Genomic DNA, 18,009 nt, shown 5'->3' with positions numbered 1-18,009 from the left:
AGAGTTTTAATAGCGAATTAGTGGATAGCGAATTGGCGAATACGCTCTGCAGAACATCTTATTGGCGGAGCCTATTCGCCAATTCGCTATTCAGTAATTCGCTATTCCTCAATTCCGTATCTCCCACCATCGAGCCGTCGAAGAGTCGGATGAGGCGGTGGGTCTGGCGGGCCATCGTTTCGTCGTGGGTAACCATCACGATGGTGGAGCCTTCGCGGTTGAGGCCGTGGAGGATGCTCATAATTTCCTGACCCATAGCGCTGTCGAGGTTCCCGGTCGGTTCGTCGGCGAGGATGATCTCCGGTCCGCCGACGATGGCGCGGGCGATGGCCACCCGCTGCTTCTGTCCGCCCGAAAGCTGGTTCGGGAAGTGCTTCATGCGGTTGCTCAGGCCCACTTTTTCGAGCGCCTCGGCTGCCAGGTCGCGGCGGGATTTGCCGGGAGAATCCCCTTTGCGGTACAGCAGCGGAATCTCCACGTTGTCCAGCACCGAGAGGTCGTTGATGAGGTGGAAGCTCTGGAAGATAAAGCCGATCTTCTCGTTGCGCAGGCGGGCCAGTTCCCGGTCGCGGTAGCTGCCGACGGGCTTGCCGTCGATGGCGATACTGCCTTTGGACGGCTCATCGAGCAGCCCCATGATGTTCATCAGCGTCGATTTCCCGCAGCCCGACGGCCCCATGATGGAAACGAACTCACCCTGGCGGATGCTCAGGTTGACGTTGTTGAGCGCCAGCGTTTCGATGGAACTCGTGCGGTACACTTTCTCGATGTTTGTGAGGGTGATCATAATTTGTTGTCCGTTATGTTTTTTAAGAGTGTTGTTTCGCCACGCTTGGGGTGTTTCGCCACGCTTGGGGTGTTTCCCGCAGATTGTGGTTTCTCGCAGATGCCCGCAGATTTTAGACGCAGATTCTCGCAAATTATCAGCGCATTAATCCGCGAAAATCTGCGCTTAAAATCTGCGGGCATCTGCGGGAAACTACAATCTCCGAGAAACCCGTCAGTACTTTATTTTCTCATTTCGTTCAAAATCGTAAAGCGTCAGCAGGCGGAGCGTGTGGTAAGCCTGCCAGTAGTCGCGCAGGGCCAGAATATAGTCCCGTTTGGCACGGTCCTTTTCCTGGGTGGCGATGCCGAGGTCCGTCACGCTCAGGTCGCTGAGCAGAAAGCGGTCCTGGGCAATCTGATACCGGGCCGCCGCGATCCCGTCGGCTTCGGCCGTCAGCCGGACCTGTTTCCGGAGCATGTCCAGCAGCGTGACCTGGGTGTAGACCTCCTGTTCGAAGGTCAGCTTGTCCTGCTCCACCGACTGTCGGGCGAGTTGTTCGTTGGCCCGGGCCGTTTCGAGGCGGGCCTGCTGGCGCCCGTAGGTCACCAGTGGAAGCGTAAACTGCACTTCGACAAACTCCCGGTCCTGCGGGTGCTGGTACACGTCGGTCGGCCGCCGACCCCGGTTCGAGAGGCCAAAAGCGGCGGTCAGCGTGGCGTTGAGGCCGTTGTCTTTCCGGGCTTTGTTGACGTCGCGCTCGGCTTCCAGCAGTCGCCGCTGGAAGGCGATGGCATCCGCCCGGTTGGCAAACGCTTCTTTGAGCGCCTGCTGCATGTTGACCGGAAATTCTTCGAGCCGGGCCGGAATCGTCAGTTCGAGCGGCCGGGGCTGGGCGCCATTTTCCTCCCGGATGCCCATGTACGTCCGCAGTTTTAGCGAAGCCACCTCCGCTGCCTGCCGGGCCGAAGCGAGGTCTTTCTGCGCCGTCAGCACGCCGAGCTGCAGTTGCAGCAGGTCGTTCTGGCTGATCTTTCCCAGTTCCAGTTTTTTCTGGGCAATCCGGAACAGGGTGTCGTTGTTGCTCCGGTTCTTTTCGGCAATCTGCAGGTTCACCTGCGCCACCAGCAGATCGAAGTAAAGGCCGGTCGCGTTCAGGCCGATGCGTTCCAGGTCTTCGATGGCTTTCTGATTGCCCTCGCTGTACCGCAGGGGCTCGATGCGGCGGTCCCATTTCATCGGGTTAAAGCGAAACAGCGGCTGGGCGAATCCGACCCCGAACGGGATGCCGTTGTACAGCGTGTTGTTCCGCTGAAAATCGTCGAACCGCTGCAGTTGCTTCTGAACGAAAACCGTTCCGCCCGTCTGCCAGATGCTTTGTGAAAGCGAGAGGTTCACCAGCGAATTGTTGTTCGAAATGGGCACAAAATTGACCGTTCCGTCCGGCTGCTGCACCTCGACAAACGAGCGCGTAAAGCTGGGCAGCGTGCCGTTGAGGCTAAGCTGCGGCTTAAAATCCGCCAGAAAGGCCCGGTACGTCCAGTAGTTGGTCTGCTTCTGGGTTGTGGCCTGCCGCGCCGCCACCGACCCGCTTTTGGCCAGCGCCACCGCATCCTCCAGTGTCAGGAGCTGCGACTGCGCCGAGGCGGTAAAGGGAAGCAGGAGAAGTAAAAGCTTTTTCATGGCGGTGATTAATCTTACGCATCCCTTCTGAAGCTGAACTTTACACATCCGGCTAAATCAGAAAAATCTGCGTAATCCAGGTTCTATTTGTTGTTTACTGTTATCGTCTGCAAGTGCTCATATTTGCTCAAATCCGTCACGATCACCTTCTCCCCCGCCTGAATGCCGCTTTTCAGTTCGACATAATCAAAATTGGACAGCCCGACTTCCACCTCGCGCCGCTCGGCCGTGTGGGCGTCTTTCAGGACAAAAAGCGACTGCCGCCGGGGGCCTTTGAACGCCGGGCCGTTGGCAACCCGGATGGCCCGCGGGCTGCGTTCGGTCACGATGAAAATTTCCACCTTCATGTTCGGCCGCAGCGAGGTATGCCGGTTGTCGTCGAGCTGCACGGCAAACTGCACGATTCCGTTCTTCACCGCAGGCTTCACCTGCGAAATGGTGCCGCGCAGGCTCTGTTCGTTGAGCTTGACGATCACGGGCAGCCCCGGCTTCACCCGGTCAGCGTACACATCCGAGGCGGAGCCATCGACCCGGAACGAACCCAGATCGGCCAGCTTGGCCAGCATATCGCCCTCGTTGACGGCCGTGCCAATGTTCTCGTTCACCCAGGTCAGCACGCCTTCGCGGTCGGTCAGGATGTCGGCCTGGCGGAGTTTGTATTCCAGTTCTTTCAGGTTGCGCCCTTCGATGTCGGCCTGGAGCTGCGACTCGCGGAGGCTCGCCCCCATCGACTGCCGGTTGTAGCCGAGGTCGTTTTCCAGCTGCTTCTTCTCCAGCAGGGCAATCTTCAGGGCGTTTTCGGCGCGGGTGACATCTTCCTGCGTGCGTCCGCCGACTTTCTGCAGGCGGCGGGCATCTTCCAGTTCGGCCTTCAGCTTGTTGATGTTCAGGGATTTGATCTGGTCGGCTACTTCGGCATCGAACAGGCCCTTGTTCAGTTTCATCCGGAGCTGGTCGATGCTGTTGCGCTTCAGAGCCAGCTGGTCTTTCAGTTTGTCGAGTTCGATCAGCGACAGCGATTTGTCCAGTTCGAGGATGGCTTGACCTGACCGGACGCGGGTGCCGGGCGTCAGCAGAACCCGCCGGATGCTCGCCCGGATGGGGCTGGTGATGATCTGTTCGTAGGCCGGAATGATTTCGCCGGTAGCATTCAGGGTGTTTTCGACGGGGCCCGTTTCGGCGGTGACAACCCGGATTTCGGCGGCATTCACGGATGTTTCCAGCAGCCCCCGGAACCAGAAAACAGAGGCGGCCAGGCCCGTTACGACCACGGTGCCGATCAGCCAGGTTTTGCGGCGGGATTTGGTTACAAGTTCAGGTGCCAGTTCGCGGTCCATAGCGTTTGTTGCGGTTTCGCTATTTATAAGCCAAGGAACGTGCCAGCGAACAACCAATTAAAAATCAGCTTTTTACCGAAAAACATATTTGATGATACTGTGCGATTTCGCACGGATTGTGCGCAAACAAAAAGCGGTACAGCTATCAGCCGCACCGCTTTTAATTACACTGTAAACAGCAATTCACTCCGTAAAAACCGGCGGTCTTTACTCCGAATAGGTCAGAAACATGCCCTGCGAATCGTTCGGCGTCGCCCGCAGCACCATCAGCCGGCGGTTGCCCGATGTCTGGTAGCTGTAGTAATATTTGGTCGTTTTCAGCTCACTGGCTTTGGCATCCCGCCGGAAGTTTTTGTTCGGGTAGCAGGAATAATACCCCCGAAAATTGCCGTACGTCTGCGTCAGCGTAAACGACTCCTCCTCTTCGTTGAACTTCACCTTGCCTTTGAAGTACGAAAAGGCCTCGGTTTTGCAGCTGTAACTACTGGCGGAATTAATGACGTACTGCTCAAATTCGCCGTTCGGAGCCAATTCCAGCACGTAGCACTGTTCGAACGGTTTGCCGCTGATGGTGCCGTTGTAGTTTTTGAAATCGTCGCGGGAGAACGCGCCCCACATCCATTGGCCCTGCGCCTCGGAAGGCACTTTGCTTTGAATGGCCGGGTCAATTTTCTCGTCAAGCGGGGTGCAGGCCGTCGCCAGCGACAGCAGCGTCAGGACGGATAACAGGTACTTTTTCATGATTCATCAGTTGTTGTTAAAAAAAGGACGTACGAGGCCCGGCGTAGGACGTTTTAGGGTCCACGCTTTGGGTTGTTGGGTTATTAAAACTTAATGGAAAGCTTTTACAGCGAAGCTATTTTGGGAAGAAGCGCTGGTCAGAACCACCAGGGCGAGCAGCGACCAGGCCAGGGCGTTGTAGACGCTCCCGAAGACAAAACTGAGGGCGGAAGCGTCCGCGATCTTGGTCGCCATCGCCAGCGGCAGCCAGCCGCCGCAGAACAGGGGCACGTACCGTTTCCAGCCCCGCAGCACACCGGCTTTGGCCACCAGAATCCCGAACACCAGCATCAGCACATGGCTCAGCGGCCAGCCCGCATCCAGCACAAAATAAAAGGTGGTCCGCTTTTCCGGCGCTATCATCAGCCAGAGGTTCGATAGGTTGCCGATGGTCAGCGTTACCAGCATCAGCCGCGGAAGCAGCCCGCCCAGCCGATTCTCTCCGGCCACCTCCATGCGGCGAAAAGCCAGCATACTGGCCATAAAGCCCGTCAGGTACAGCACACCCCAGGCGCCCTGCCACCAGGAAGGCAGCCCCTCGGCGTACCGTTCTTCCATCCAGATTCCCAGGGCCATCGCAGGAGCCCCCAGCAGCGCCACGGCGCCCAGCATTTTGTTGTTCATCGTTTTTGTTGTTTAGAAAATCAGCAATCAGGCACTTAACTACAGAACAGTTGGCTTCGCCGGAAGACAAAAGCGCAGCCCCGCGGCGAAACGCGGCCTTTTTTACGCTCCCAGCCACTTCTTGAACTCCGGGGCGCGGTCGCGGCTTACAAAAATCATGTCGTTTACCACGGGCTTGACGGTCACTTTCAGTTTGCCGTTGAGGTGCACATACACCCCGCTGACGGCCCGGCGCTCGACCAGATACTGGCGGCTGGCCCGGAAAAACTGCCGTTCATCGACCTGCTGCTCCACTTCTTCGAGCGTCTGGTCAATCGGGAAGTAACGGCCGTCGTGCGCTTTCAGAAAGGTCACCCGGTCTTCGGTGTAGAAGTAGGCTATCTCTCCGGCGCTGATCGAAATCAGGCGCTGGCCCTGCTTGACCAGAAAATGTTCGCGCCTGGTGACCGGCGCCGGTGCCGTCGAACGCCGCAGTTCTTCGATCAGCGTGTTGACATCGAAGGCCGGAGAAGCCGGTTTGTAGACCGACCGGAGTTGCCGGAACTTGGCCAGGCTCTGCCGCAGTTCCTCGCGCTGAATCGGCTTCAGCAGATAGTCGATGCTGTGGACCTTAAACGCCTGCAGCGCGTATTCGTCGTAGGCGGTGGTGAAAATGACCGGGCAGGTCACCTCTACTTCCTGAAAGATCTCAAAGCTCTGTCCGTCCACCAGTTCAATATCCATCAGAATCAGGTCCGGCTTGTCGGGATGCGGCGCGCCGTCGGGGCCCATGCCGTGCGTTTGCAGGAAAAGCACGCTGTCTTCGATGCTGTCGGCCCAGCCCACGATGCGGGCGTCCGGTTCGGTCTGCTGCACCAGTTCGCGGATGCGTTCGGCGGCGACAACTTCGTCTTCGATAATAAACAGATTCATAAGGATAAAGAGTCTATACTACTTACAATCAGATTTTTACTTCAAATTACCACTCCGCTTTTCAGCAGCGGCACTTTCACGACGAACTGGTCCGGTCCGTCCATCACGTGCATTTCCGGCTGGTTGAGCAGGTGGTACTTGGCGGCGATATTGCTGAGTCCCATCCCGTTGCCCGGCACGCTGGTCCGTTTGCGCTGGATGTTGTTGGCGATGGTCAGCCAGCGTCCGTCTTCCACCGAAATCTGCACCCGCAGCGGTTTGGAGATGGATACCTGATTGTGCTTCACCGCATTTTCGAGCAGCATCTGCACCGTCAGAGGCGGAATCTGGCTGTCAGCGTACGCCTCGTCCACGGCGATGTCCATCGAGATTCCGTTGCCGAAGCGGGTTTGCAGCAGGTAGAAATAAGCCTGCGCAAACTGGAGTTCGCTGGTCAGCGAAATCAGTTCTTTTTCGTTGCTCTGGAGCAGGTAGCGGTACACCTTCGAGAGTTCGGCGATGAACCGGACCGCCTGCGCCTGGTCTTTTTCCACCAGGGCCGTCAGCGTGTTGAGGCTGTTGAACAGAAAGTGCGGTTTCACCTGATTTTTCAGCGAGTCCAGCTGGCTCATCAGGTTAGCTTTCTTCAGTTGTTCGGCTTCCTGATTTGCTTTCTGCCAGGCTTCCATATAAAAGAGCAGTTCGTAAAAAGCGGCCGCCAGCACCGCATACAGGTAGGTGTAAAACAGCCCGAAAATGTAGAACGCCACGGGGGCAGTGTCCTGTGGGTAAAAGTGCCGGTAGACCATCGCCCGGGCGAAAAAAATCAGCGCGATGACCACGGCCAGCAGCAGGGCTTCCCGGCCGAAACGCCGGCCCGACAGGGCGCTGAGCGGGTATTTCCGGTGGATGTACACCACCACCGCCCGGCTCGATTCCCAGATCATCAGCGCCGCCACCAGCGTATTGTCGATCACCAGAATCAGCGGGAGAGCCTCCCCGCTCAGGATTTCGGCGGCCATAAGACCCAGCCGGAGGATGGCAAAAACCAGAATTCCAATGATCCGGATCCGGTAACTATTCACTGACTTCATCGGCAAAGCGTTGTTTTAAGGCTAAGGTAACAGACCTCTTCATTTCGCCTCGTTGTTTCGTGTCCGACTCTCCGGGGTTCGGGCTTTGGGCTGTTTGAACGATACAAAACAAACGCATGGAGTGGAAGCGGCCAACGGAGCAGGGTTCCACTCGTCGCACAAAGGGCCCGAATCACGCAAATCAGCGCATGAGTTGTATGCTTCACTTTCCAAAAACGTCCGGCCGCCCTAAAGCACAACGGCCCGCTTCGCAGCTGCGAAGCGGGCCGACGCGTTTGGAATACTCCCGTTTAGTGCGCTACCAGCCAGTTTGCGCCCATGCCGATGCCCGTCTCCATTTTCACCGCCAGCGGAATCGCCGTGCGCATGATTTCCTCGACGTTCCCTTTCAGCTGCTCCACCTCGTCCTTATGCACCTCAAAAACCAGTTCGTCATGCACGGTCAGGATCATGCGCGATTGCAGGCGATTTTCGCGGATGTAGTCGGCAATGCGGATCATCGCGATTTTGATCATGTCCGCCGCCGTGCCCTGAATCGGGGCGTTGATGGCGTTGCGCTCGGCAAACGTCCGGTCGGTCATGTTGCGGGAGTTGATGTCGCGCAGGTAGCGGCGACGCCCCAGAATGGTTTCGGCGTACTGCCGTTCGCGGGCCTGCTCGATGCTGCGGTCCATGTACTCCTTGATGGCCGGGAACTCCGTGAAATAGTTCTGGATGATTTCGGAGGCTTCCTTGCGCGGAATCTTCAGCCGCCGGGCCAGCCCGAACGACGAAATACCGTAGATAATGCCGAAATTGACCATTTTCGCCTTCCGCCGCATGTCGCCCGTCACCTCTTCGAGCGGTACGTGAAAGACCTTGCTGGCCGTCTGGGTGTGAATGTCGATGTCGTTGTTGAAGGCGTCGAGCATGGTCTGGTCGCCGCTGAAAGCCGCCATGATGCGCAGTTCGATCTGCGAATAGTCGGCGGACATGATCAGGAAGTTTTCGTCGTGCGGCACAAACGCCTTCCGAATCTCCTGCCCCCGCGGCGTCCGGATCGGGATGTTTTGCAGGTTCGGGTTGGTCGACGACAGACGGCCGGTAGCCGCCACGGCCTGGTTGAACGAGGTGTGAATCCGGCCGTCGCGTTTGCTGATCAGTTGCGGCAGGGCGTCCACGTAGGTGTTTTTCAGCTTGACCAGTTCGCGGTAATCCAGAATCTTCCGGGCAATTTCGTGTTCCTCTTCCAGCTCCGACAAAATCTCTTCGCCCGTTGCGTACTGCCCCGTTTTGGTCTTTTTGGCGTTTTTATCCAGTTTCAGTTTGTCAAACAGAATCTCGCCGAGCTGCTTCGGCGACCCGATGTTGAACGGCCCTCCCGCCATTTCGTAAATCTGCTGCTGCACTCCTTTCATGTCGGTTTCGAGCGTTGCCGACAGTTCGGCCAGCGCGGCCGTGTCCACCCGCACGCCTTCCAGTTCCATATCCGTCAGCACCCGCACCAGCGGCATTTCCACCTGCTCGAACAGCTTCGTAAGCTGGACTTCCTCTAATTTCTGGGCAAAAATCTCCTTCAGTTGAAGCGTCACGTCGGCGTCCTCTCCCGCGTATTCGACCACTCGCTGCACGTCGATGTCGCGCATGGTGAGCTGTTTCGGGCCTTTTTTACCAATCAGCGATTCGATGGATACCGGCGCGTAATTGAGGTACGTCAGCGCCATGATGTCCATGTTGTGCCGCTGCTCCGGTTCGATGAGGTAGTGCGCCACCATTGTATCGAACAGCTTGCCCTGCACTTCGACGCCGTATTTTTTCAGCATCAGCAGGTCGTATTTCAGGTTCTGCCCGATTTTCTGAATCGCCGGATTCTCCAGCACCGGCTTGAACTCATCGACAATGGCCTGGGCTTCCTCCCGGTCCGGCGGAACGGGCACATAAAACGCCTCGCCTTTGCAGTACGAAAACGACAGCCCGACGAGGTCCGCCTCGACGGGGTCCGTAGAGGTCGTTTCGGAGTCGAAACAGAATTCGGTCTGCTTGCCGAGGTAGTGCACCAGACTCTGCCGCAGTTCGGGCGTATCGACGAGCCGGTAGTCGTGCACCACCGAGTAAATGTCTTTGCGGCGCTCCGGGGTCCGGCTCTCCTGCCCTTCCTCCATTTCGTACGACAGGAAAGCGGGCCGTCCGTCCGGGGTCCGGCCGGTCCCCGACTGGTCGGCCGATTCGAGCGTGGCGGGGTCGGTCACTTCGGAAGGCGTGGCGGCGGAGCCGGAAGCGGCCGGGGGCGTCACGGGCGTTTTGGCCGAACGGCGGCCGGCCGGGGCCGGTGGAGCGGCGTTGCGCGCGCCGTCGTCGAAGACAAACGGCAGTTCGGAAGCGCCGGAAGGCTCTTTAGCCGGACGGGTATCCGCCCCGAGGTCGCCGCCGCCGAACAGGCTCATCTGGCCGCCTTTGGCCGGGGCCGCCGGGAACGGGTTCGGGTCGTCGTAGTCGTCGCCGAGCAGTCGTTTGCGCAGCTGCCGGAACTCCAGTTCGTCCAGCAGCTTCAGCAGATCGTCCTTCTTCGGCTGGCTGCAACAGAGGTTCTGTTCGTGAAATTCAATCGGCACGTCGATGTGAATGGTCGCGAGCTGCTTCGAGAGCAGGCCCTGCTGCGCAAACTTTTCGACGTTTTCTTTCAGCTTGCCTTTCAGCTGGTCGGCGTTGGCGATCAGATTTTCGACCGAGCCGTATTCCGAAATCAGTTTCTGCGCCGTTTTTTCGCCGATGCCCGGAATACCCGGAATGTTATCAACCGAATCGCCGACCAGCCCGAGCATGTCCGTCACCTGGCTGATTTCCTGAATCTGCCAGCGGTCGAGCACTTCGGTCACGCCCAGTTTTTCGGCGGCTTTGCCCATAAAGGCGGGCTTGTAAATGTGAATATGCTCTTCGACGAGCTGCCCGAAATCCTTGTCCGGCGTCATCATAAACACCTCAAAACCAGCGCGGGCAGCTTTCTTGGCGAGCGTTCCGATCACGTCGTCGGCTTCAAAGCCATCTACTTTCAGGATGGGAATGTCCATGCCTTCGATGAGCCGGACGACGTACGGAATGGCAATGCCGATGTCTTCGGGCATGGCCTGGCGGGTGCCTTTGTAGTCGGCGAACGCTTCGTGCCGGAAGGTGGCCTTTCCCGAATCGAAGGCTACGCCGATATGGGTCGGTTTCTCTTTCTGAAGAATTTCCAGCAGGGCGTTGGCAAAGCCGAACACCACGCTGGTATTCATGCCCTTGGAGTTGATACGGGGAGCTTTGTTGAACGCAAAATGAGCGCGGTAGATCAGCGCCATTGCATCCAGCAGGAACAATTTTTTCTCTGGTTTCGCCATGTGAATCGTGCGGTCCGGGCATTTTTCCCGGAGGCCAAAAATCCGATTTTACTCTTATTAAACAAAACGGGAATAAGCCCGGCGGAGTTTGCCATTCCGGCAGATATGGCCCTCTCTCTTCAAAATATTTTGGGGACCGCCTCCTGACTTACCGGACGTTCCGAACAGGAAAAGTGGCCCGCGGCTACACTTAATAAAAATAATACAAAATAATCTTCTCTTTTTGTAAAATTAGGCGTCTGATTATTCCATCTACCCTTTCCTGCTCGTTTATGAAAAAACGCTACATCCTTGCCTTGCTGGCAGCGTCCCTCTATGGCTGTCAGAATGATTTAAAAGTCCCCGAAACCGTTTCCCAATCCGCTCAGAATCCGGCCGATATCGACGCGATGATCTGGAAAAAGCTGAAGGAAACCGGTGAGTTCCGCTGGGACATGGCCTCGGAACAGACCGTCTGGAGCGCCCTCCAAAACTCCGATCAGGTGATGTCCGTGGGCTACAAACCCGCCTCGGCCGATGCCGACCTGCGCGCCGTCATTCACACGATCAACGTTCAGGAAGGCGACTGGAAAACGGCCCGGGAAGCCCTGATTGACCTCATTTTCAGCGAGGAGCGGAAAACGAATCCGGCCCTGAAACGGGAAGACCTGCTGGTCTTTACGGAACAGACCCTGCCCGTTGTCAACGTCCGCGTTAAAAACCTGACCACCGTTCAGGCGCTGCGCCGCTCTCCGCTCGTGCGCTATGCCGAACCGATGGGCTACGAACCGGCCCTGTCCGACAAAAAAGCCCGCGTTGCCTCCAGCAGCGGCTGCGGTTCCAACATCGCGGACATTCCGCTGGCGGAAGGAGCCGATTACACCACGGTATCGCCGGGGTCCAAATCCTCCTGGAACCACCCCTTCCACGGCATCCGGGACGGCTGGACCCGGACTTCGGGCGCGGGCATGAAACTGATGATTATCGACACCGGCCTCAGCTACGACCAGGATAATCTGTCCGGTAATTTCAACCAGGGCGCTTCGACCGGCCGGACCGTCGAACGGCTGGTCACGATGCCGAAAGCCTGGTGGTGGTCGCCGGACGAAACGCCCCGCGACGGCTGCGGCCACGGAACGGCAATGGCCGGGGTCGCCGTGGGGCCGCGCGGTACGGACGGAGCGGCCATCGGTGTGGCCTACAACGCCAGTCTGGTTTCGGTCCGGGCGGTGGCCGATGTGCTCATCGACGAATCGCGGGAGGTTAAGGGCGTTTCGGACGCCTACATTCTGGCGGGCAACCGCAGCGACATCCGGATCACCAGCAGTTCGCTGGGACGGGTCACGAGCAGTTCGCAGATCGCGGATGCCATCCGGTATGCCTTCAACCGGGGCAAACTGATGTTCTGCGCGGGCGGCACCTCCTTCGGCTGGTCGGCGGGCTGGTGGGGCGTCACGTTCCCGGCCAGCATGAGCGAAGTGCAGGCGGTAACGGGCGTTCAGGACAATCTGAACAGCGCCTGCGACGCCTGCCACAAGGGCAGCCAGATCGATTTTGTGGTGGTGATGGAAAAAGCCGGCAATGACCGTCACCCGATTACACTGGCCATGAGCGGCGACGCGCCCTCGACGGTCGGCGGTTCCTCGGTCGCCACGGCCACGACGGCGGGAATGGCGACGCTGGTGTGGGGTCAGAATCCGGGCCTCACGCGTGAGCAGGTCGTCAGCAAACTGGCGGCGGCTTCCAACTATTTCCCGAACCGGCACCCGGATTTCGGCTGGGGACGCATCAACGTGAACGCCGCGACGCAGTTGCAGTAGGCGTTGGGGCAGTGGTGGCACGACTCGCTGTTGTGCCACCACTGGTTGACCGTCTCAGGCGTCGGCAAGGCAGTCGCAGACAAGGCGGCAGTAGGCCCGCCACGCCTGTTCCACCCCCGGCGTCCAGTCGCGGCCCAGTCCCTGGCGGATGGCCCAGAGCAGCGCATTGCAGCATGAGTCGTAGTACAGCGGCCGAATTCCGTACAGATCGAAGTAGCGGGCAATGACCGGCCAGTAGGAACTCAGGGTATCCAGCCGTTCGAGCCGCGCCACGATGGTGCTCACCATCCGGATCGCTTCTTCGTAGTGCGTGCCTGAAAAACCGCCGTACCGTTTACTCAGCGCAGGGTTTTCGACCTGCAAACGGGCAAAAAACAGGTCACCCAGCAGGGTTGGGTTCGTCTGCCGGAGCAGTCGCCACGTTTGTTTTACCGTAGTTAGTTCTTCAGCTGTCATCTCAAAAGAAAGTCCTGGTCGTGGTCCAAAGTTGAGCGGCGGCCCGGTGTTCCTCAATTTTTTCTGCCCGAATGGCGGCAAAATGCCGTTAAGTGGTCGGCCCGGCCAGACCAGTCGCGGCCAAACCGCTACCACTCAATCCGGTTTCTGCCCGTTTCCCGACCTCAAAGCGACTATTGAGTGACAAAAAATTGCAGACCATCCCGGTTCTTCCCTGTTTTGGCAACATTCCCGGCTCTATCCACGTCCGTTATGAACGCAGTTGTCCTTGAAGATGAAAAACTCGTCGCCCGCGAATTTGCCATGAAGGTCGCCGAAGTGGACGAAGAAGTGCGCATTGTCGAAACCCTGCCCAGCGTCAAAACGGCGTTGCGGTGGTTTGGCGAAAATGCCGAACCGGACGTGGTCTTTGCCGACATTCAACTGTCCGACGGGGTCAGTTTTCAGGTTTTTGAGAAATTCCAGCTTTCCTGCCCCATCATTTTTGTCACGTCGTACAACGAATACGCCATTCAGGCCTTCAAGGTCAACGGCATCGATTACCTGCTGAAGCCCGTGGACCCCGACGAACTGGGCCGCGCCATTCAGAAAGCCCGCAGTCTGCTGAAAGCCAGGCCTTCGCTGCCCGTCGATCTGCACCGGCTGATGGATGTGCTGCACCAGCCGACCGCCCTCAAACCGGCCTACAAGGAAACGTTTCTGGGCCACGCCCGGACAGGCTGGGTGCCCGTCCGAACCGCCAACATTGCCTTCTTCCAGTACGACTCCATCAATTTTATGGTCACCCGGACCGGTGACCGGTATCCGCTGGATTTTGAGTCGCTGGAACAGATCGAAGACCTGCTGGACCCGGCCCTGTTTTACCGCGCCAACCGCCAGTTTATCGTGAGCTACGACGCCATCGGGCAGGTCAAAACGCTGGAGAACGCCAAGCTCGTGCTGAAACTCCGTCCGCCCCACCAGACGGTCCAGATCGACATCAGCCGGCAGAAAGCGCCCGCCTTCAAACGGTGGCTGGACCGTTAACCCGCGCCGGCCGTGAGTCCCGTTCGCCTGCTGCTGGTGCTGCTGCTTTCCGGATTATGCCTGACGGTGCCGGGCCAGACGCTGCCGTTCGAATTCAGGCATATTCAGGAAGCGCAGGGACTGTCGCACAAACTCATTTACACTCTTTTCCGCGACCGGGACGGCTTTTTGTGGGTGGGTACCAACAGCGGCCTCAACCGGTTCGACGGGAGCCGTTTTTCCGTTTTCAAACATCATCCCCGGCAGCCCGAGACCCTGGCCAGCAACATTGTCCACGCCGTTTGTCAGACGCCGGACGGTTCCATCTGGGTCGGAACGTCGGAAGGCATCAGCCGTCTGGACCCGCAACTGGGCCGGTTTCAGAACTTTCGCCGGGTCAACGGGCAGAAATTAAACGCCTGTTACAACCTGCTCGCCGACCGGCACGGGCACCTCTGGTTTTGCAGCAGTCGGCTCGGGCTTTACCGCTACGATCCGGCCACGCAGCGTTTTTTTCATTATCTCCATCAACCCCGGAATACGTATTCCCTTTCCAGTAACTCGATCAGTAAAAACAGCCTGCTGGAAGACCGTGCCCGCAACGGCCTGTGGATTGCCACGGCCGCCGGGGTGAACTTTCTGGACTTCGCCACGGGGCGCTTCCGTAATTTTCGGACCGAAACCCGGCAGACGGCGCTTTTCTCCGCCCACGAAATCACGGCCCTGGCGCTCAGCGGCGACGCGCTTTATTTCGCCGACAATTCGGCCGGACACATCGTTCAGTATGACCTCGGGCGGCAGAGGGTAGCCTGTACGCTGGTGCCGCCCGACCGGCCGCGGCGACCGGCTTTTCCGGTGGCGACTCTTTTTGTGGACCGGGCACGCAACCTCTGGATGAGCACCTGGAACCACACGCTTTTCTGGAGCCGGGCCAACAGCGGACGGTTTACCGAGTTCGCCCACGACCCCGCGGAACGCACCTCGATTGCCGCCAACTTTTTCTGGACCGCGTGGCAGCAGGAAGACGGTACCATCTGGCTCGGCACCATCAACGGCCTGTCGTACACCAACCCCGACCGGGCTTTCTACCGGGTGCATAATCTGGGCCGCCAGCGTCCTTCGCTCCGGGACGACCGGGGCCTGAATGGCTTTCTGGAGGACGACGACGGGTCGTGGTGGCTCAGTTCGGCGACCAACGAGCTGCTGCATTACCAGCCCCTTTCGGGCCGCCTGACTTCCTTGCGGATTCCCTCCCCGGCGCCGAGCGAGGAAGGTTTTGGGCGGCCGCTGCTGGTTTTTTCCCCGGACAAAAGCCAACTCTACGTTCTGCTGAGCTATTCGCTGCTGGTCTTTGACAAACGCAGTGCCCGCTTTCGTCCTTTCCCCGAGGCGGCCCGGATCGGTCGGCGGCTGGGCGAGGTCAGCAACCTGCTGGCGGCCGGTGATTCGCTCTGGATTTTTGGCCGGAGGAAAAACCGGGCGGTCTGCTACCGGCCCCGGACGGGAGCCTGGCGCGAATATGCCATTCCGCCGCAGCCCGGCCCGCAGGACCGCTTTTTTGTGCGGCAGGCGGCTTTTGACCGCCGGGGAACGCTGTGGCTGGACGTGTTTCCGGGCGGCTTTGCTTTTTTCTCCGAAAAAGAACAGCGATTTGTGGCCGTTCCGCCGGGAGAGGCCAGCGTTTACGAAGAATACCTGTTTCATTTCAAGCCGGATTCGCTGAACCAGTTCTGGCTGCCCGCCGCCGGTCAGGGCGTGATTCGCTACCAACCGGAGCAGAATGCCTACAAAATCTGGACGGAATTCGACGGGCTGGGCTCGACCGAGTGCAAGGCCGTGTGTCCGGATGCCAGCGGCCGAATCTGGGTGGCCGCCATGAACAAGTTTGCCGTCATTAGCCCCGAACGTCCGCCGGGCCGGGCCGCTTCGCCCCTGCGCCGGTTACCCGCTTTTTCGACCGGGGGAGGGCCTCTTTACAACTTCGAACTGCCGCTCAACGATGCGGAGGCGGAATACGAGAACTACATGTTTCCGCTGCGGAACGGCCACATCCTGACCACGATGCAGAGCTACCTGATTGAGTTCATGCCCGAGCGGTTCAGCGGCAAGTGGTCTTCGGCCCAGATTCTCATCAGTCGGGTGGATTTGCCGGACACGACGCTGCTGGTGCGGGCGGGGCAGCCCGGTATCGAACTCGGCACGACCGACAACAACTTCAGCATCAGTTACGCCGTGCTGAACCAGCCGCAGCAGACGTATTCGTATGCATACAAACTGGAAGGCTACGACGAAAAATGGGTGTCTGCGGGCAGCCGGACGGTCGCCAACTATACCAAACTGCCGGGCGGCCGCTACACTTTTCTGGTCCGGGCGACGTCGGGGTCCGGATTTGTCAAACCGGCGCGGCTGGCGATTACCGTCGCCACGCCTTTCTACGCGACGGGCTGGTTCCGGGCCGGGCTACTGCTGCTGCTTGGCGGGCTGGCCTACGGATTCTACCGTTACCGGACGCGCGAAACCGCCCGGATGCACCACCTCCAGATGCAGGCCACCCGCCTCGAACGGGACAAAACGGACATTCAGTACAAAAATCTGATCAACCACCTGAATCCGCACTTTCTGTTCAATAGCCTGACCTCGCTCAACAGCCTGATCCGGACCGAACCCCGGCAGGCGTCCGTTTTTCTCCAGAAATTATCGACCATTTACCGCTACATCCTGCAAAGCCGCAATAAGGAAACCGTGCCCCTCGAACACGAACTGGCCTTTGTCCGGCAGTACACCGACCTGCAGCAATCCCGCTTCGAAGACGCGCTGCGTGTGCTGATCGACGTCCCGGCGGCTTGCCGGCAGCGCAGCATTGTGCCCGTGACGCTGCAGAACCTGTTTGAAAACGCCATCAAGCACAACACCCTGGAAGACGACAGCCCGCTGACGATTCGGGTGTACGTCGAGGATGACTATCTGCTGGTGGAGAACAACCTCCAGCGCAAGCTTTTTGTCGAAACCTCCAACCAGCAGGGCCTCGAAAGTCTGCAGACGCTGTACCGCTACCTCAGCGACCGGCCGCTGACCGTTCAGTTCGACGAACACCGCTTTCTGGTGAAGGTGCCCCTGCTGTAAACCTCCGACGCTTCCTCCCCACATCCGGCCTTTTCCTTCGGTTCTTACTACCATTCGACCCGCTTTTTTTGCCGGGCCGCCCAGCTGTCCGCAACTTTGACCCGTCAAAAAACAAATACTAATCAACTCACATCCAACCATTTACTTCTCTTTTATACCATGAAAAAGATTGTGATTCCCGCGGCCCTGCTCCTGTTTTCGACCATGGCGCACGCCCAGAATACCGTAACCGCCGAACAGGCCGGCAATGACAACTTCGGGCAGGTTGACCAGTTTGGCGGACAGAACAGCGTGTCCATTTATCAGAACAACAGCCAGCACTCTCTGTACATCGAGCAGGGCACCGCCGACCGACCGGTCACGGGCAACACGGCGGCCGTTCTCCAGAGCGGCGGGGTTGGTTCGCAGAACACGGCCAAAATCCAGCAGTTTGGGGACGATAACCAGGCGTCCATTGCCCAGATTGGAGATTTCAACAATGCCTTTATCTACCAGCCGGGAAACGACAACAAAGCCAATATCATCCAGACGGTGAGCGGGTCGAACAACTACGCTACCATCCAGCAGGAAGGCGACCGGAACACCGCCTCCATTCACCAGGACGATTCGGGAGTCCATTTCAGCTTCGCGTCGGTGGTCCAGACAGGCAGCGACAACACGGCCGCCCTCCGGCAGCAGGGGTATAACCAGGAAGCGTTTATCACCCAGTCCGGAAATTTCAACGAGGCGGATGTATGGCAGATTTACGGCGCGGTCGGTACGTACGCCCTGGTGAATCAGGCGGGTGACAACAACTTCGCGCGAACCCGTCAGGGCAATTTCTCGGACGAAAGCCAGATTTTCATCAACCAGCTCGGCGACGATGGTTTTGTGGAGGTTAAACAGAACGGCTTCAACAACTACGCTTCCATCCTTCAGGAATCCGGCTCCTTCAACGAAGCGACCCTTCAGCAGGACGGAGGCTCGAATACGTTTTATCTCACGCAGGCGGGCGACGGCAATTCGGTGACCGTCACCCAGCCCGGCAACAGCAACACCCTGATCATTAACCAGGTTAGCCCCAACGGCCTGCAGGGCGGCAATTAATTTTCTTCAACC

General features: G+C 58.5%; 13 protein-coding genes. 4 read left to right on the top strand and 9 right to left on the bottom strand.

Annotated features, from left to right (window positions below; genetic code table 11):
- Positions 1-58 precede the first annotated feature (58 nt).
- The 8 genes from ORG26_RS20940 to polA form a co-directional block, all read right to left on the bottom strand.
- Positions 59-787, bottom strand: coding sequence for an ABC transporter ATP-binding protein (locus tag ORG26_RS20940; protein WP_266365300.1), 729 nt, complete (start codon positions 785-787; stop codon positions 59-61).
- 213 nt (positions 788-1,000) lie between these two features.
- Positions 1,001-2,449 (bottom strand): TolC family protein, encoded by a 1,449-nt coding sequence (locus ORG26_RS20935; protein ID WP_266365298.1) that lies wholly within the window; start codon positions 2,447-2,449, stop codon positions 1,001-1,003.
- 83 nt (positions 2,450-2,532) lie between these two features.
- Positions 2,533-3,786, bottom strand: a complete 1,254-nt coding sequence (locus ORG26_RS20930) for an efflux RND transporter periplasmic adaptor subunit (protein WP_266365296.1) — start codon at positions 3,784-3,786, stop codon at positions 2,533-2,535.
- A 207-nt stretch (positions 3,787-3,993) separates the two neighbouring features.
- Complete coding sequence (locus tag ORG26_RS20925) at positions 3,994-4,527, bottom strand: hypothetical protein (RefSeq protein ID WP_266365294.1); 534 nt, start codon at positions 4,525-4,527, stop codon at positions 3,994-3,996.
- Between the two features lie 90 nt (positions 4,528-4,617).
- Positions 4,618-5,190, bottom strand: a complete 573-nt coding sequence (locus ORG26_RS20920) for a hypothetical protein (RefSeq protein WP_266365292.1) — start codon at positions 5,188-5,190, stop codon at positions 4,618-4,620.
- A gap of 102 nt (positions 5,191-5,292) precedes the next feature.
- Positions 5,293-6,102, bottom strand: coding sequence for a LytR/AlgR family response regulator transcription factor (locus ORG26_RS20915; protein ID WP_266365290.1), 810 nt, complete (start codon positions 6,100-6,102; stop codon positions 5,293-5,295).
- A gap of 41 nt (positions 6,103-6,143) precedes the next feature.
- Positions 6,144-7,175 (bottom strand): sensor histidine kinase, encoded by a 1,032-nt coding sequence (locus ORG26_RS20910; RefSeq protein WP_266365288.1) that lies wholly within the window; start codon positions 7,173-7,175, stop codon positions 6,144-6,146.
- Positions 7,176-7,465: 290 nt separating this feature from the next.
- On the bottom strand, positions 7,466-10,528 hold the full coding sequence (gene polA / locus ORG26_RS20905) for a DNA polymerase I (protein ID WP_266365287.1): 3,063 nt from the start codon (positions 10,526-10,528) through the stop codon (positions 7,466-7,468).
- Positions 10,529-10,800: 272 nt separating this feature from the next.
- Between polA and ORG26_RS20900 the strand changes: the two genes are divergently transcribed.
- On the top strand, positions 10,801-12,327 hold the full coding sequence (locus ORG26_RS20900; protein ID WP_266365285.1) for a S8 family peptidase: 1,527 nt from the start codon (positions 10,801-10,803) through the stop codon (positions 12,325-12,327).
- 54 nt (positions 12,328-12,381) lie between these two features.
- Here ORG26_RS20900 and ORG26_RS20895 read toward each other — a convergent pair whose 3' ends face one another.
- Positions 12,382-12,783, bottom strand: coding sequence for a globin family protein (locus ORG26_RS20895; RefSeq protein ID WP_266365283.1), 402 nt, complete (start codon positions 12,781-12,783; stop codon positions 12,382-12,384).
- 252 nt (positions 12,784-13,035) lie between these two features.
- Here ORG26_RS20895 and ORG26_RS20890 point away from each other — a divergent pair, with 252 nt between their 5' ends.
- The 3 genes from ORG26_RS20890 (at position 13,036) to ORG26_RS20880 (ending at position 17,997) form a co-directional block, all read left to right on the top strand.
- On the top strand, positions 13,036-13,809 hold the full coding sequence (locus ORG26_RS20890; protein ID WP_266365281.1) for a LytR/AlgR family response regulator transcription factor: 774 nt from the start codon (positions 13,036-13,038) through the stop codon (positions 13,807-13,809).
- A 12-nt stretch (positions 13,810-13,821) separates the two neighbouring features.
- On the top strand, positions 13,822-16,911 hold the full coding sequence (locus ORG26_RS20885) for a two-component regulator propeller domain-containing protein (RefSeq protein WP_266365279.1): 3,090 nt from the start codon (positions 13,822-13,824) through the stop codon (positions 16,909-16,911).
- Between the two features lie 159 nt (positions 16,912-17,070).
- Complete coding sequence (locus ORG26_RS20880) at positions 17,071-17,997, top strand: hypothetical protein (protein WP_266365277.1); 927 nt, start codon at positions 17,071-17,073, stop codon at positions 17,995-17,997.
- Positions 17,998-18,009: the final 12 nt, after the last annotated feature.

Source organism: Tellurirhabdus rosea, from assembly GCF_026278345.1.
Taxonomy (GTDB): domain Bacteria; phylum Bacteroidota; class Bacteroidia; order Cytophagales; family Spirosomataceae; genus Tellurirhabdus; species Tellurirhabdus rosea.
Note: the sequence above shows the minus strand (reverse complement) of the source record. Positions and strands in the feature narration are given on the sequence as shown.

What these genes read in the sequence shown, in the direction of transcription:
- ORG26_RS20940 (WP_266365300.1), bottom strand. Translation starts at nt 787, where the DNA reads ATGATCACCCTCACAAACATCGAGAAAGTGTACCGCACGAGTTCCATC.
- ORG26_RS20935 (WP_266365298.1), bottom strand. Translation starts at nt 2,449, where the DNA reads ATGAAAAAGCTTTTACTTCTCCTGCTTCCCTTTACCGCCTCGGCGCAG.
- ORG26_RS20930 (WP_266365296.1), bottom strand. Translation starts at nt 3,786, where the DNA reads ATGGACCGCGAACTGGCACCTGAACTTGTAACCAAATCCCGCCGCAAA.
- ORG26_RS20925 (WP_266365294.1), bottom strand. Translation starts at nt 4,527, where the DNA reads ATGAAAAAGTACCTGTTATCCGTCCTGACGCTGCTGTCGCTGGCGACG.
- ORG26_RS20920 (WP_266365292.1), bottom strand. Translation starts at nt 5,190, where the DNA reads ATGAACAACAAAATGCTGGGCGCCGTGGCGCTGCTGGGGGCTCCTGCG.
- ORG26_RS20915 (WP_266365290.1), bottom strand. Translation starts at nt 6,102, where the DNA reads ATGAATCTGTTTATTATCGAAGACGAAGTTGTCGCCGCCGAACGCATC.
- ORG26_RS20910 (WP_266365288.1), bottom strand. Translation starts at nt 7,175, where the DNA reads ATGAAGTCAGTGAATAGTTACCGGATCCGGATCATTGGAATTCTGGTT.
- polA (WP_266365287.1), bottom strand. Translation starts at nt 10,528, where the DNA reads ATGGCGAAACCAGAGAAAAAATTGTTCCTGCTGGATGCAATGGCGCTG.
- ORG26_RS20900 (WP_266365285.1), top strand. Translation starts at nt 10,801, where the DNA reads ATGAAAAAACGCTACATCCTTGCCTTGCTGGCAGCGTCCCTCTATGGC.
- ORG26_RS20895 (WP_266365283.1), bottom strand. Translation starts at nt 12,783, where the DNA reads ATGACAGCTGAAGAACTAACTACGGTAAAACAAACGTGGCGACTGCTC.
- ORG26_RS20890 (WP_266365281.1), top strand. Translation starts at nt 13,036, where the DNA reads ATGAACGCAGTTGTCCTTGAAGATGAAAAACTCGTCGCCCGCGAATTT.
- ORG26_RS20880 (WP_266365277.1), top strand. Translation starts at nt 17,071, where the DNA reads ATGAAAAAGATTGTGATTCCCGCGGCCCTGCTCCTGTTTTCGACCATG.